The following is a 13,430-nucleotide window of genomic DNA, read 5'->3' on the forward strand; positions in this document are numbered from 1 at the left end:
TCCCTAGTCTGTTCCGATCATAATGGTTATGATGTTTTGCCTTGTTTCTGTTACTTTACCTCTATTGCTTCTTTTTAAACCTGGGACCCAGATAATTCCTGCTTGATCAGTCAAAATGGGCCAATCCTGTCGCTTTCGAACAGGAACTTTTTCATCAATAAAAATATCTTTTACCTTCTTGTGACCTTCCATACCTATAGGTTGAATTCGATCTCCTGATCTGCGATTGCGTAACACAAGCGGAAACTGAAGAGAGCCTTCAAGAAAGTGTGTTTTCCAAACCCGAGAAAAAAGACTTTCCCATTCTTCCTCTTTCTTCCTATCGATTCCTTGATAAAGAATCATTTGGATAGGGGGTGTGGAAAAGTGGTATTCACCTAGATGAGAAATAGAATGTAAATAATCTAAGGTGCTTTGATCTTGTTGGCTTTCACTACTTACTTTCATTATGTATAGTTGGTGGTACTCTTTAACGACTTGTACCTGATCGGGCATATCAAGCGTCTTAGACCCTTTCTCATTTTGTATGATCTCAAGAATTTGATCAATATGTACCTTACTCCAAGAAGAACGTTCAATCTGCAGATAACTTAATATTAGTAGAATCACCCTTCTTTGTAAAGGAAGAGGTAAGGTTTTTATTAAAGAGAGGTTCATAGTAATTTTATTCATTGATTCTGATTCAATGACTTGTTTTACATAATTTTGAGCCATTTCTTCTAATAGCTCATCCTCCTCGCGAATCAGTGATGTCGTTTCGTGTATGACTTGATGCAGATTCGGATTTAGTTGAAACAGGAGAGGAGAGATATGATGTCTGATCCAATTCCTCGTATAATCATCTCGAAGATTACTAGAATCCTCTCGATAGGAAATACGATGTTCCCGGCAATAAGTTTCAATTTCTCTTTTACCAACAGACATGAAAGGGCGGACAATCATATAGGAGTCCCCTTTTCTTTTCGTAGGAATGCCGCTTAAGCCAGCTAACCCAGCTCCTCGAACAAGGCGCATCACCATCGTTTCAATCTGATCATCGCCATGATGCGCTAACGCCAGTTTCGTTGCTTGGTTTTCTTTAGCAACTTGAGAAAATAGCTGATAGCGGCATTCTCTTGCCGCCACCTGTTTACTTAAATGATGCTCCTTCGCGTACTTAGCGACATCCACCTTTTTCGAGATACATTCGATTCCCCATTCTCGGCATATCTGTTCGACCCATTCCTGATCTAGATCTGCCTCCTGACCCCGAAGTTGATGATTCACGTGTACAGCAACTAGTTTCAAATTCCACAGATGCTGATGGTCCATAGCCAATGAAGCAAAGCCATGGAATCTAGGCCGCCTGATACACCAACAAGAACAGAATCATTAGGTTGAAACAGAGATGCCGCTCTTACTTCTTTAAGCACGCTTTGTTCCATGACGCCATCCCATTCCTTTCCCACTAAAGAATATGGCTAGGGAGAACATAAGTCCCGCAGCAATCGCACCAGCGGATAATAGGGTTTCTGTGGCGAGGGCAAGCCCATTCACATAATCCCCGTCAACAAAGCTTCTCATCGTGCGATAAGCCATAGCCCCTGGCACCAGAGGAATAATACCAGCAATACTGAAGTTGGTACTTGGCATCTTCATCATCTTAGATGCTATTTGGCTAATGGTGGCAACCACAAAGCTAGCAATGAGTGCCGCAGCCATATAGGAGAATTGAAAGTAATAAATGAACATACTGACGAGAAGCCAGCCACTCATTCCAATCAATCCTCCCCCAATCAATGCCTTCTTGGGTACGTTAAAAAGAACTCCATAAGAAAGGGTGGCAGTAAACGATAGAATTAAATGAGTCCAAGACATTCTACAACCCCCTTACAATAAAATAGATATAGCGAAAGCAATTCCAGTTGCAATCGATAATGCCGTTAATGTCGCTTCTGCCCCTCTGCCAACCCCAGCAATCAAATCTCCTGCCATAATATCACGTGCTGCGTTGGTCAAAGGTAATCCAGGAACCAAAGGCATTAAAGCCCCTATTATAATCGAGTCCAAGTTCGCTCCAAATCCAAATCGAACCACGGTAATAGCCACCACTCCACCGACAAAAGCAGCTAATAACTCAGCAATAAATTTGACCTTGAGATATTTCTCAAGCAAAAGCAAACTAATGTTGACGAAGACTCCAGCCAAAAAAGCAGGAAAGATATCGACTAATTCCCCTCCAAACAAAACAGCAAAAGACCCACTAGCTGCTCCAGCAGCTATATGCTGAACATAGACGGGATAATTCATTTTTTGTTTATCTATCTGTTTTAATTCCTTCATCGCTTCTCGAATGGGTATCTGAGCATCGACAAATCTTCTCGATAGATCATTGACCATCGTCACTTTGTTCAAATCAATCAATCGTTGATCTACACGGACCACTCTTGTTCTTTCATAATTACCTTGCTTCGGAGATTTAAAGGACAGGAATATGCCTGTAGGCGTAACAAAGCTATGAACTTCGACCATCTCTCGTGCAGCAGCCATTCGTTCCATCGTTTCTTCTACCCTGTAGGTTTCAGCTCCGTATTTGAGCATAATCTCACCTGCAAGGAGGCATATCTCCATCACATCCCCAAATTGATTCACTTGGCTCACCTCTTCACCCCTAGCTTCCTTTCGCTTATGACTACAAAGTCTGTGAGAATAAGTATAGGGTAAATAAAAAGATAAGGAAAGAGGATACAAATAAAAAGGAGATGGTTTTCTTTAAAAAGCTAGATTTTTTAACAGGAGTCTCTGACGCCTGGAATACGTTCCACTCTCATTTGTTTGCTCCCTTTTCTGTAAATGCCATACCTGCATCAGTTCTCTTTTCATTTCTTGAGCCGATGCATATTTTCCTTCTATCGCCTTCCACAAAATCTTTTGGTAAGGACCTAAGCTCCGATCATGGTGCACTAGTCGATGTAATTGAGTCGGACGTCCTTCACCAGAGGGCTCCTGGAGCTTTCCATAATACATATTCAAGAAGATCATCGCGACGCTGAATAAATCGTAGGAAGGCTCCGCTTTTCGATCTCCCATATGCCAATACCCGCGATCATAAAGCTCCGTATATTCCTTAATCGAACGTCCTAATTTAGTTATGCCTCCTGCATCAAACCAAGCAATCTTTGGAGGATGACCGGAAATTTGCAGGTTATCTGGCTTCAAGTCTCCAAATACCCATCCTTGCTGATGAAGCTCTTGCAAGAACCCTAATAATTGGATCATAAATACTGGAATCCATTCTTTTCCTCTGTTCTGGATGAACTGTATTAAGGATTCCCCTTCAATCACATTCATCACATAGAAGGGCATGATTATTCCTTGCGCTTCCCAATCATCTACATCATATACGGAAGGCCCAAGGATCCCTCCTTGAGCCTTTTCAAAGTGTTTGAGAACATTCACTTCTGAAGTCATCGAGATCGGGTCCTCTCCAACCTTGATCGCATAGGGCTGGTGATGCAGGGTGCTAAATAGACTGTTCCATTCGCGCCTTTCCCCAATTCCTTTTGAATCTCGTAGACTTTACCATTCCATTTCCCTCTGATGGTTCTAAGGTTAGAGTGCACTGTCACGTAGCATCCCTTCTTCCTCATCATTAGGCTGGCTATGATTGATCGTAAAATATCTAAGAGCTTCTTCTAGGGCAGGACCTGTTGGCGTAGTACCCTGAGTTTGTATTTTAGAGAATATTTTCTCTAAAGAGAAAAACTGATCAGACCAGTCCATATGCTTATCTGCCGAAGCATGAACACCGGGAAAGGTCCACAATGAAAAACGATTTTCCCCCATACGCGATTGCATGGATAGGCTAAATCACGCAAGGCTTGTTTCACCGCTGGAATCTTACTTTTCATTGAAGCACTTGTGTCTACTAAAATAAGAATTTCTACTGCTATCTTTTCCCCTAAATCTTCTACTACTTCTACTACCTTTCCTCTCTGGGCAGGAGGCAATGAGCCACATCTTCTGTATTTCCTAGTATATGTCTTAATTCTTTGTTGACCACTTGCTGAATCGTCTGAGTCATCGCTTTTCTGGTTACCATTTGCACCGTTTTCGCCAATACCTGACTATGTACTTTCTGATGAATCCCACCTCCCGCCAACGCGATCTCCTTAATTTCTGTTAAAGCCTTTTCACCTAATAAATGATCATCTAAGATACCAATGACATTGATACTAATCCCGTATTCTGGTGCCATAGAGGCAATCGCGATGGGGTCAACCCCAACATTAGAGCATCCATCTGTTATTAATAGAATTTGTTTCAGTTTTCCTGTTTTCATAGAGAATCCCCCTTGTAGAATAATAAATAGCTCACTAAACTATTATCATTCTTAACCACAGGGGGAGAATCTATACCTTTCGCCTATGTGAAGCAAGGATGCTAGGACACGAGATGATGATTTTTTTTACGCTTTAGTTTTGGAATCCCTGCCATTGAGATTGTGGACCATTCTGGTATATTTCGTTCTATTTTTGCCACAATGACCGTCATATCATCCATGATTTGTCCTTGGTGCAGACGAACCACTTTTTCCAGCAAGAGATCCGCCACTTCCTGTGGATCTTGAGTTAAAATCTCCGAAATCATTCGCTTCATCCACATTTCTTTATTTTCTATATTTCTAGGAGCGTCATAGATTCCATCCGTCATCATAATTAATAGATCACCCGCTTTAAGCTGTTCAGTCACTACATCTACATCAATTTCATTCAGGATTCCCATCGGAAGATTGTGAGCGGCAATCGTAAAACATTGCTCTCCTCGCTTAACAAAGCTAGGGGTGGAACCTATTTTCAAGAATCGGGTCTTTGCCGTCTGCAAATCAATCATGGCTAAATCTAAAGTAGAAAAAATTTCATCAGTCGAACGAAGAGATAGAATGGAGTTAATGGATTTAATAGCTACCGTTTCTTCAATCCCAGATTGCAGAATTTGTTGGAGCAGCCGCAGTGTATCGTTGCTTTCTAGGTGAGCTCTTTCTCCATTGCCCATCCCATCTGAAATCGCAAGCGCATACTTTCCGTTGCCAATCTCCATGGTGTTAAAGCTATCTCCAGAAACCCAATCCCCTCCTTTCAGTCACGCACTAGAAATCCCTGTAGCAATCTTAAACGTCTTAGCAGAGCATAGGCTCATTTTGCAATACCCATCAGAGTAAAATTCACATTCCTTCTTCGCCACCATAATATTTTCTCCCACAATCTCAGAAATAAGAGGGGCCACCACCTTGGAGCATTCATCCCGACCGTGGCACATTGGTTGACTGATTTCAATATCGACATTCCCTTCATCAAGAGAAATAATTTCTACATACCGAATCGAAAGACCCAAGCCTTCCAGCGCATCTAATACCTGTTGCTCCTGAACATGATGAGCTTCCCCTTCACGCTGTATTTCCCGGGCAAAGTTGTTCATTACTTGGGAAACTCCAGATAATTGATCCGCAACTAAACGTCTGCTTTCCGTCATTTTTTTCTTATATAACAAATGAGTCTTGTATTGCTCAAATTCCTGCTCCATGGCCTCAATGACCTTTTGCGACTTGACGCAATGCTTTGCCCACTCACCAAACAAATGAGGCTTCTTAATTTCGCCATGTACTTCAATCGTTTGAAACAGTTCCTTCATTAAGCGATACGTATCATCAAACTTACTTTCCCAGCATTGTTCTTTCTTGAAGCATACCTGACAGGTTTTCTCTGTGACTTGACTGAGAAAAATATCTGTATACCGCTCCTTTTCTTCATCGGCTACGACCGGTTGACTTAGGAAGCTTTGAGCTAAATGCTGAAAAACATGTGAAAATTGCTCCACTCTGCTTGCCGTTACATCTCTCAAGCGTTTCGCATAATCCTGCTGTACGGTAGCATGCTCCACTGTCCCTGGAATATATTTTGAAATTTTTGTAAATAGCATTTTCGGAGTCAGAAAAAAGAAGAAAATAGCAATAAGAGATTCATTTAAGGTAAGCCATAAGGTCTGCTCCCCCATGTATAAGCCCATCAATAGGGTTCCAATTAATAAGCCTATGGCAACCCCTATCTTTCTTCCTTCACGAAGTAAGCCTCCTAGTAGACCACTAAAAGCAAGCAGGCTCATTTGAAGCATCGCCTCCATATTAGCTAAGCTAAGAATCAGCCTGTTACAACTCCCACAGTAGCGCCAATAGCTCCTCCAGCCGCGAAAGCAAAAACAAGGATCGCATAGCGCGAAAGAATATGCTCTAATGATAAATCCATCATGATCCAACCGACAGTCCCTGTCATTACAGAGGCAAGAAGAATCACCAGACAGACAATTTCTTCATTCTTGAGCGGCTGTGTTCGTTTATTGGTTGTAATGAGAGGCAGACTTTGAACGAAGATCAGGGTTAAGACTAGGCTCAGACTTGCTTCAACAACCGACATCAGTAATTGATAGCCTGTCCACTCCATAAATAAGGCGTAGCCCATTTTGGCGAGCAAGACAGAAGTGAAGACGGCAAAAGGAGTATAAGACAGCTCCCCTTTTCCCCAGCGCTCCAAAACTCTTTGAATAAAAAGAAACAGGCTCATTCCTAACATGAGGACAAGAGGAACACCGAAGTCATGACTCATTGCTCCGAGAAGAACCGCCACTCCTGAAAGCAGAAGCTTGTCCTTACGCAGATGATAAAGTACGGCAAAAAAAGGGATGGCAAAAGGAGCAAGCTCTCCAATAATCATCGCCCTCCCTAATAGAAATCCTAGGGCAAATAACAAAAGTCCCCATCGATTGACTAAGATATCAGTTCCTTTTTTCAGACGATCTACCATATGTTCCGCTTTTATAAACTTTCCTTGTACTGGGTTGACGACGATTTCTTCTACTTTGCGAATCATAATAACACCACCTGGCTTTTATTAGTGGTCTTATTATAAACAGACTTTATGCTTTTTTTTGTCAAAACAAGGGGTCGAATCATAAGAACCGTACGACATATTTCAAGGGATTCAGATAAATTCAAAGAAACTGTAAATGGATGTCGGAAGGGGAGAAGAAAAAACAAAAAACCCCCTATAACCCGTGTCACAATGACCACTTTACATTCAAAATGGTCCATTCTACACGATGCCTTATAGGGGATTACTCTGTATTCTTCCTTATATAACTAACCTCGGCGAGCTCCGCGGCCGCCGCGTTTGATTCTGTACTACGCTTTAATGAAGTTAAGCGATCTTCACTATCCTTGAGAAACTTAGAAACTTTGTCTTCAAAGGTGTTTGCGCGTGGTGCCAAAGGTTTTCCTCCACCACGGTTAGGGCGACCTCCATCTGAACGGAAAGGTGGCTTATTCGGACGGTCAGGGCGATCAGGACGGTCTGATCTAGGACGATCAAAGCCTTCTCCAGAACGTTTAAATGCAGGCTTAGGCGTTTCAACAGGGCGATCTTGGGCTTGCTTAATAGATAAGCCAATTTTCCCATCCTTCTCCACATTAATGACCTTAACCTTTACAACATCATTTACTTTTAAAAACTCGTTAACGTCTTTCACATAGTTATCGGCAATTTCACTAATGTGAACAAGACCGGTTACTCCATCTGGTAGTTCTATAAACGCCCCAAAGTGAGTAATCCCTGTGACTTTACCTTCTAGCTTGCTGCCTACTTCAATTGACATGTACGAAATGATCCTCCTTAAATAAATAAAAAAGATTGGCTTATGTAATACATTATACCCGAATCAAAAAAAGTGTGCAATGAATCTACTGTTTAGGTACCATAAAGATCAATTCACCTGGCTTAGATAAGAAATACTCTCTTCTAGCAACCTCAGCAATATACTCTAGATCTTCTAAGCGCTTCATTCTGTAGGTCAACTCGACCTGCTGTTCCGTGGCTTGATTTACCTGTACCTGCAAAGCCTCTAATTCTTCCTGTTTTTCTGCAATCACTTTTTGTTGAGCTGCCCAAACAGAGCTTGACCAATAAATAAGTGCAATAATACATACGGCTAGTAAGGTCATTCTGCGCCTTTTTCCTTTGTTTTTATTCATTGGTGCATCATGGTCTTCTTTTGATGGTCTATTGGAAAAAGGTGGCTGTTGAACCTCTCTTGTTTTAGACTGCGGTTGCATAAGAACAACACCTCTGTTAAGATTTTTTCTTAAACAACCAATTCGCCACCCATTTTAAAATTCCTTTTTTTTGTGTTTGTTTTTTTAGCGACTTTTTTGTTTTGAAATTCTTTTCTTTTCTGCACCATTTTCTTTTTTACATAATGATAAAGGCGAATAAAGGGTCGAGCCAGAAAGAGTAGGATCGAATACAGCAGTTGAACCATTTTTGTCAAAAGACCAAAAATAAAGAAGATCAGAGCCATGATCAATTTATACAGCCAAACGATGGGCTGTATAATAAAAAGTCGAATCATTCTCACGACCAAGCGATAGAGATAGATCACGCTGCGAATGATCTTTTCTAGTATATTCCTATATATTTGTTGCAAAAGAGCCTTATACATAGCATATCCACAAAGCAAGGACAAAATTACATAAATCCTCATCTCTCCTTGATTCACATAATGCAACCATAAAAAGATACAAATAACGTTAAGAAGCCAAAAGAAAAGATCCTGAATCAATGTGATAAGCTGTTGTTTTTTCTTCCAACGCAAACGACTGTAGGTTTCATAAGCCAACCCAATATAAACACCAGCTCCAACCATATGAAGCATTGTTAGAGCCTGTACCTCTAGCGTCACTTGAATAACTTGCTAAAGAGACCTTTAGCTTTGTCTCCGCCTGAAGAATGGTCTACATATACCATTTCAATCACTAGCCCTTCTATTGAAACGAGCCCATTCTCCACATTAAGATTTTTCATATGCAGATTTTGTCCGCGAATGGCTAGAAAACCCAACTCTGTTTCCAAAAGAAATTCTTCATTATCGAAGCTTTCTACATTGACAACCCCGGTAATATCCATTTTTTTGCGATTTATGATTTTGATTTCATGAGATTTCTGACTATCGTGCCGATGATAACGTTGTTGGTCCAACATATGCTTCCCCTCCTTTTTAGTACAAGTGTATGGGGGCAAGCTTTAAAATAGACCAAATTATTAATATAGAAGGGAAAAACAAAAACCCCTTCAATCTATTCATGAAAGAATCATAAATAGAATCGAAGAGGTTTCTGCGATTGTTATTGGTGATCTGTTGCTTCAATGGATTCCTCGGAAAGAATCCGATACATATGATCGGCTTCTTCCTTCCGAGTTGTTTCCTTGAGCAGCTGCACTTCAAAGGTAACTAGTTTTTGTCCAAAACGGATTTTGATTTCATCACCTACGGCAACATCACTGCTTGCTTTTGCCGGATTTCCATTAATCATCACACGCCCACTGTCGCAAACTTCCTTGGCAAGAGTACGGCGCTTAATGACTCTGGAAACCTTTAAAAACTTATCTAAGCGCATTATTTTACAGCTTCTTTAAGCTTGTTCCCTGCTTTGAAAGCTGGTACTGTTGTTTCAGGAATTTCAATTAATGCACCTGTTTGAGGATTGCGTCCAGAACGGCTCGCACGTTTACGAGTTTCAAACGTTCCAAATCCTACAAATTGAACCTTGTCACCAGAAGCAAGAGCCCCAGTAATTTCATCTAATAAGCCATTAATGACTAATTCTACGTCTTTTTTTGTTAATCCACTTTTTTCTGAAATGTTAGATACTAATTGATTTTTGTTCATGTGAGTTATACCTCCCTTTCAATCTAAACAAACATATTCGTCTTATAAATGATAATTCCTTCTTTTTCTCCTAAAAAAATTAATCTTTTGCCTTCTCCTCTTTCATTTGTCGCTCTTCCGCCTTAATTTTGTGCCATTGATTAACAACTTCTTCAGCATTTTCAATATTTGTATCTCCAAATACATGGGGATGTCGGCGAATCATTTTTTCATTTAGAGATTGCAAAACATCCTCCATTGTAAAATACCCCTCATCCTCAGCAATTTGAGCATGGAGAAGGACTTGGAGTAGGACATCTCCTAATTCTTCCGCCAGATGATCATAATCCTCTTCATCTATCGCCTCAAGGACCTCATTCGCTTCTTCAAGCATATATTTTTTTAAGGTTTGATGTGTTTGTTTTTTATCCCATGGACAGCCGTTAGGCCCCCTTAATTGGCGAAAAATTTCACGTGAGCGATGAAATTGACGGTTCAGCACTTCTTCGCTTTGATTTCTAGGTACATAGAGTGCTGTTAAGTTACTTAATGTCATGATTCGATCTAATTCATACAAGGGGATTTGTTGTATCTGCTCAAGGTCCTTAATTCCTGCTGCCGTTACCAGTGTAATCGGATACTCATCAGGATATACCTCCATTAAGGTTAATTTGACCTCTGAAGCGACAAAAGCATCGTATACCTGCGTAATGATGGTATCACACTCGGGCTGCAAAAAATGAGGTTTTACTGTCAAGGCATCGACAAAGAGAAGCCCCTCCACTGGATCCACCTGTAGAGCAGTCAGCATAGGATCAATAAAGCTTTGCCCCCCCTTAATGAGCAAATGCACGTTCCCTTCCTGTTGTTCTTCTATTAGAAGCTGGATCGTTCTTTCAGCGACAAAAGGATGTCCAGGAACAGCATAGACGATATTCTGATAGGTCACGGCAGCTTGTAGCAATTGAGAAACAATTTCTTCATAGACATTCTCGAATTGTTCCTCTTTTTCATAAAGAAAATCAAATGATGTATAGGTGACTCCTTCTTCTTCTAGGCTTCTCACCACTGGATGCTCGCGTGTTCTTAGATAGATATGCTCTGCCTTCAGTATGGTTCGATAGATGCCTAGAGGTAATTGTTCAAGATCACCTGCTCCTAAGCCCAAAATAGTAATCGTTGGCATCAAACACCCTTCTCCCTCTTGTTTATTTTATTATTCTAAAGCGATCAAGCAGTGGAACAAGCTTATTCACTTTAGGGATAGAAAGCAATTCACTGCGGGTCACTGCTCCTAAGCGTAGTAGACCGACTCCATACGATAAAACCCCGATCCCAACCGCTGTTAATGAAACAAAGGTATAAAGGAGTCGTTCAGATGTTATGTGAGCCTCCGCCACATAGAATAAGCCTTTCATCGATCCCCAGACAAAAAGGGTCATGATCAATACAGCTGTCACTGGCTTGGCAAAAAAAGAAAGAAATGAAAAGGTCAAGCTCGTGTATTTGTGTAAAGCAAGTAAATTTAATATCGTTGCCACAGCATAAGCAGCCACTGTACTGAAAGCGGCTCCTGAAATATCCCAAACAGGAATTAGCAGAATGGTCAGGATGACCTTAACAATCACTCCAATAAACAAATTACGAGCCGGCAGAAGAACATGGCCCAACCCCTGAAGAATGGCTCCCGAAGCAATACCTATCGTGGAGAAAATCGTAGTAAAAGCCAAGATTGCCATCGCTGTTGTGCCTTCATTCGTCTTATAGAGCATAATATTAATCGGTTCTGCTAAGATCGCTAGACCAAAAGAAGCAGCTAATCCAATAAGCAATGTTAACCTCATCGCCATCTCAGACCTTGCAGCAATCAATGGTTGATCTTTCTTCGCATTCGCTTCGGCAATTGATGGGACAAGAGCTAAAGCTAATGCCGTAGCAAAGAACGCGGCGAATTGAATGAGCGGCTGTCCTCGATCAAAGATTCCCTTTAACTCCCTTGCCACCTCATGATCCCAGCCCGAATGAATAAGGAGTTTCACAACAGACATCGCATCAACTAATTGAAACATAGGGAGAACAATACTCCCTAAACAAATAGGGATTGCATAGTACATTATTTTTTTTGTGACATTCCAAATGGACAAGTCTTTGTCCTGTAGCGCTTGATCAGGAGATGCTGGACCTTTGTGCTCCCCTTCTATTATTTCTTGTTTATCTTGAACTTTTTTCCAGAAGAAAAGAAGGACACAAAGAGCCGCTATCGCCCCAGTAAAGGCTCCAAAAACAGCCCCCGCCCCTGCATAATAGGCGTCGTATTGGTTATGTATAAGCCAGTAACTAAGAATCAAAATGGTTGCCACGCGCACGATTTGCTCCACAATTTGAGAAACCGCTGTAGGGATCATATTTTGATGCCCTTGGAAGTAACCGCGAATAGCTCCCATAACGGGAACCACTAATAGAGCAAAAGATACACTGCGAATAGGCAAAATTAATTGTTCATCCTCCATCCAATAAGCAATCAGCGGAGCACTAAAGAATAAAAGGAAGAAAAATAAAATTCCTGTTAATGTCAAAACAAAGGCAGAGGCTTTGAATACTCTCTTGGCTCCGTAGACATCCCCTAGAGCAATCCGCTCCGCCACCAATTTCGAAACAGCGAGAGGAAATCCAGCTGTTGCTAAGATTAATAACAGGCTATAAATCGGATACACTTGTTGATAGACATAAAACCCCATATTCCCTGTAATATTCTGATAGGGTATGCGGTAAATAACTCCTAATACTTTTGATAAAAGAGCAGCTATAGCTAAAATAGCAGTTCCCCGAAGTAAAATTCTTGTTTTTTCCTGCCCTGACATCCCATTTTTTCCCCTCTCAATCAAACTGATGACATTATATCACAAATCATCATGAAAAGAAGAAAAAAGACTGACTCTCACCTTTTGGACAAGTTGAGTCAGCCTTGAGTCTTTCATTGTCTATTATTGCTCCATTTGCTTGGCTAAAAAGCCTGCTGCTGTTTCTGTGAGCTTCATTTCTAAATCGCTCATTTTGACCCCTTCCGTCTTGCTTAACAGGATAACTGAGCCAATGGGATCGCCACCTGCAACGATAGGGGCAACGCAATAAGAAGTATATTCTTCGTTTAGATCACGGCAAATTTCATATGTCCCTTTGTTGCTCTCCACCATTGTTTTTCTTTCTTCCATGCTGCTTTCAACTACTTTACCAATTGGCTTCTCTAAGTAATCCTTTTTAGATACACCAGAAACAGCTATAACATTATCTCTATCTGAAATTAAAGTCATATGACCTAGGCTTTCGTACAATGAATCTGCATATTCTTTGGCGAAATCCCCCAACTCTCCAATGGGTGAGTATTTTTTAAGAATAACCTCTCCATCTCGATCTACAAAGATTTCTAAAGGATCGCCTTCACGAATTCGTAAAGTACGGCGAATCTCTTTTGGAATAACAACTCTTCCTAAATCATCAATCCGACGAACTATTCCTGTCGCTTTCATATCTTGATGCCTCGCTTTCCAGATTGTTTTAAAATCTTTGTTTTTTTATCTTTTCCCTAATTAGCTTTTTTAGTAATAAAAATTTCAAATTCTTCTCAAGAGAGAGGTGGCTCCCTCATGAAGTCTCGGACTTAGTATCTGTCCCAAGATAAAACATATACACTAAACTCA

Annotated in this window: 13 protein-coding genes and 3 pseudogenes; all 16 read right to left on the bottom strand. The window is 40.8% G+C overall.

All coding sequences use genetic code 11. From position 1 onward, the window contains the following. Positions 1 to 3: 3 nt before the first annotated feature. A complete protein-coding gene (tilS, locus tag JCM10596_RS26110; protein WP_234410541.1) occupies positions 4 to 1,266 on the bottom strand; it encodes a tRNA lysidine(34) synthetase TilS in 1,263 nt (420 codons plus the stop codon). Positions 1,267 to 1,283: 17 nt separating this feature from the next. Continuing rightward, on the bottom strand, positions 1,284 to 1,424 hold the full coding sequence (locus tag JCM10596_RS29270; RefSeq protein ID WP_148302627.1) for an ATP-binding protein: 141 nt from the start codon (positions 1,422 to 1,424) through the stop codon (positions 1,284 to 1,286). Continuing rightward, positions 1,405 to 1,857 (bottom strand): threonine/serine exporter family protein, encoded by a 453-nt coding sequence (locus tag JCM10596_RS16905; protein WP_025028151.1) that lies wholly within the window; start codon positions 1,855 to 1,857, stop codon positions 1,405 to 1,407. Before JCM10596_RS16905 ends, JCM10596_RS29270 begins: the two co-directional genes overlap by 20 nt. A 12-nt stretch (positions 1,858 to 1,869) precedes the next feature. Further along, positions 1,870 to 2,640, bottom strand: a complete 771-nt coding sequence (locus JCM10596_RS16910) for a threonine/serine exporter family protein (protein ID WP_369345663.1) — start codon at positions 2,638 to 2,640, stop codon at positions 1,870 to 1,872. Between the two features lie 111 nt (positions 2,641 to 2,751). Further along, positions 2,752 to 3,450, bottom strand: a complete 699-nt coding sequence (gene prkT, locus JCM10596_RS26115) for a serine/threonine protein kinase PrkT (protein ID WP_159102367.1) — start codon at positions 3,448 to 3,450, stop codon at positions 2,752 to 2,754. Positions 3,451 to 3,591: 141 nt separating this feature from the next. Continuing rightward, positions 3,592 to 4,321, bottom strand: a pseudogene (locus JCM10596_RS31695) (VWA domain-containing protein). A gap of 101 nt (positions 4,322 to 4,422) precedes the next feature. Then, positions 4,423 to 6,902: pseudogene (spoIIE, locus tag JCM10596_RS26125) on the bottom strand (stage II sporulation protein E). A 269-nt stretch (positions 6,903 to 7,171) separates the two neighbouring features. Beyond that, positions 7,172 to 7,683 (bottom strand): annotated as a pseudogene (locus tag JCM10596_RS26130) (S1 domain-containing RNA-binding protein). Between the two features lie 85 nt (positions 7,684 to 7,768). Then, positions 7,769 to 8,140 (bottom strand): FtsB family cell division protein, encoded by a 372-nt coding sequence (locus JCM10596_RS26135; RefSeq protein WP_025028153.1) that lies wholly within the window; start codon positions 8,138 to 8,140, stop codon positions 7,769 to 7,771. A 29-nt stretch (positions 8,141 to 8,169) separates the two neighbouring features. After that, positions 8,170 to 8,766 carry a spore cortex biosynthesis protein YabQ gene (gene yabQ / locus JCM10596_RS16940; RefSeq protein WP_025028154.1) on the bottom strand — a complete coding sequence of 199 codons (597 nt, stop codon included), beginning with the start codon at positions 8,764 to 8,766 and terminating at the stop codon, positions 8,170 to 8,172. Continuing rightward, on the bottom strand, positions 8,763 to 9,065 hold the full coding sequence (gene yabP / locus JCM10596_RS16945) for a sporulation protein YabP (protein WP_025028155.1): 303 nt from the start codon (positions 9,063 to 9,065) through the stop codon (positions 8,763 to 8,765). Before yabP ends, yabQ begins: the two co-directional genes overlap by 4 nt. A 143-nt stretch (positions 9,066 to 9,208) precedes the next feature. Next, the gene (locus tag JCM10596_RS16950) at positions 9,209 to 9,481 is read right to left on the bottom strand and encodes an RNA-binding S4 domain-containing protein (RefSeq protein ID WP_025028156.1); all 273 of its coding nucleotides are present in this window, start codon (positions 9,479 to 9,481) and stop codon (positions 9,209 to 9,211) included. Continuing rightward, positions 9,481 to 9,753: an HU family DNA-binding protein gene (locus JCM10596_RS16955; protein WP_025028157.1), complete on the bottom strand. Its 273-nt coding sequence runs from the start codon at positions 9,751 to 9,753 to the stop codon at positions 9,481 to 9,483. The genes JCM10596_RS16950 and JCM10596_RS16955 overlap by 1 nt, the downstream gene beginning before the upstream one ends. A 79-nt stretch (positions 9,754 to 9,832) precedes the next feature. Next, positions 9,833 to 10,918, bottom strand: coding sequence for a bifunctional methyltransferase/pyrophosphohydrolase YabN (gene yabN, locus JCM10596_RS16960; RefSeq protein WP_025028158.1), 1,086 nt, complete (start codon positions 10,916 to 10,918; stop codon positions 9,833 to 9,835). A gap of 22 nt (positions 10,919 to 10,940) precedes the next feature. Next, the gene (locus tag JCM10596_RS16965; RefSeq protein ID WP_025028159.1) at positions 10,941 to 12,593 is read right to left on the bottom strand and encodes a putative polysaccharide biosynthesis protein; all 1,653 of its coding nucleotides are present in this window, start codon (positions 12,591 to 12,593) and stop codon (positions 10,941 to 10,943) included. Positions 12,594 to 12,716: 123 nt separating this feature from the next. Then, a complete protein-coding gene (gene spoVT, locus JCM10596_RS16970) occupies positions 12,717 to 13,259 on the bottom strand; it encodes a stage V sporulation protein T (RefSeq protein ID WP_025028160.1) in 543 nt (180 codons plus the stop codon). Positions 13,260 to 13,430: the final 171 nt, after the last annotated feature.

Origin of the sequence: Caldalkalibacillus mannanilyticus JCM 10596, assembly GCF_000615945.1 — a bacterium.
Lineage (GTDB): Bacteria > Bacillota > Bacilli > Caldalkalibacillales > JCM-10596 > Bacillus_AT > Bacillus_AT mannanilyticus.

What these genes read in the sequence shown, in the direction of transcription:
- JCM10596_RS29270 (WP_148302627.1), bottom strand. Translation starts at nt 1,424, where the DNA reads ATGGAACAAAGCGTGCTTAAAGAAGTAAGAGCGGCATCTCTGTTTCAA.
- JCM10596_RS16905 (WP_025028151.1), bottom strand. Translation starts at nt 1,857, where the DNA reads ATGTCTTGGACTCATTTAATTCTATCGTTTACTGCCACCCTTTCTTAT.
- prkT (WP_159102367.1), bottom strand. Translation starts at nt 3,450, where the DNA reads ATGACTTCAGAAGTGAATGTTCTCAAACACTTTGAAAAGGCTCAAGGA.
- JCM10596_RS26135 (WP_025028153.1), bottom strand. Translation starts at nt 8,140, where the DNA reads ATGCAACCGCAGTCTAAAACAAGAGAGGTTCAACAGCCACCTTTTTCC.
- yabP (WP_025028155.1), bottom strand. Translation starts at nt 9,065, where the DNA reads ATGTTGGACCAACAACGTTATCATCGGCACGATAGTCAGAAATCTCAT.
- JCM10596_RS16950 (WP_025028156.1), bottom strand. Translation starts at nt 9,481, where the DNA reads ATGCGCTTAGATAAGTTTTTAAAGGTTTCCAGAGTCATTAAGCGCCGT.
- JCM10596_RS16955 (WP_025028157.1), bottom strand. Translation starts at nt 9,753, where the DNA reads ATGAACAAAAATCAATTAGTATCTAACATTTCAGAAAAAAGTGGATTA.
- yabN (WP_025028158.1), bottom strand. Translation starts at nt 10,918, where the DNA reads ATGCCAACGATTACTATTTTGGGCTTAGGAGCAGGTGATCTTGAACAA.
- JCM10596_RS16965 (WP_025028159.1), bottom strand. Translation starts at nt 12,593, where the DNA reads ATGTCAGGGCAGGAAAAAACAAGAATTTTACTTCGGGGAACTGCTATT.
- spoVT (WP_025028160.1), bottom strand. Translation starts at nt 13,259, where the DNA reads ATGAAAGCGACAGGAATAGTTCGTCGGATTGATGATTTAGGAAGAGTT.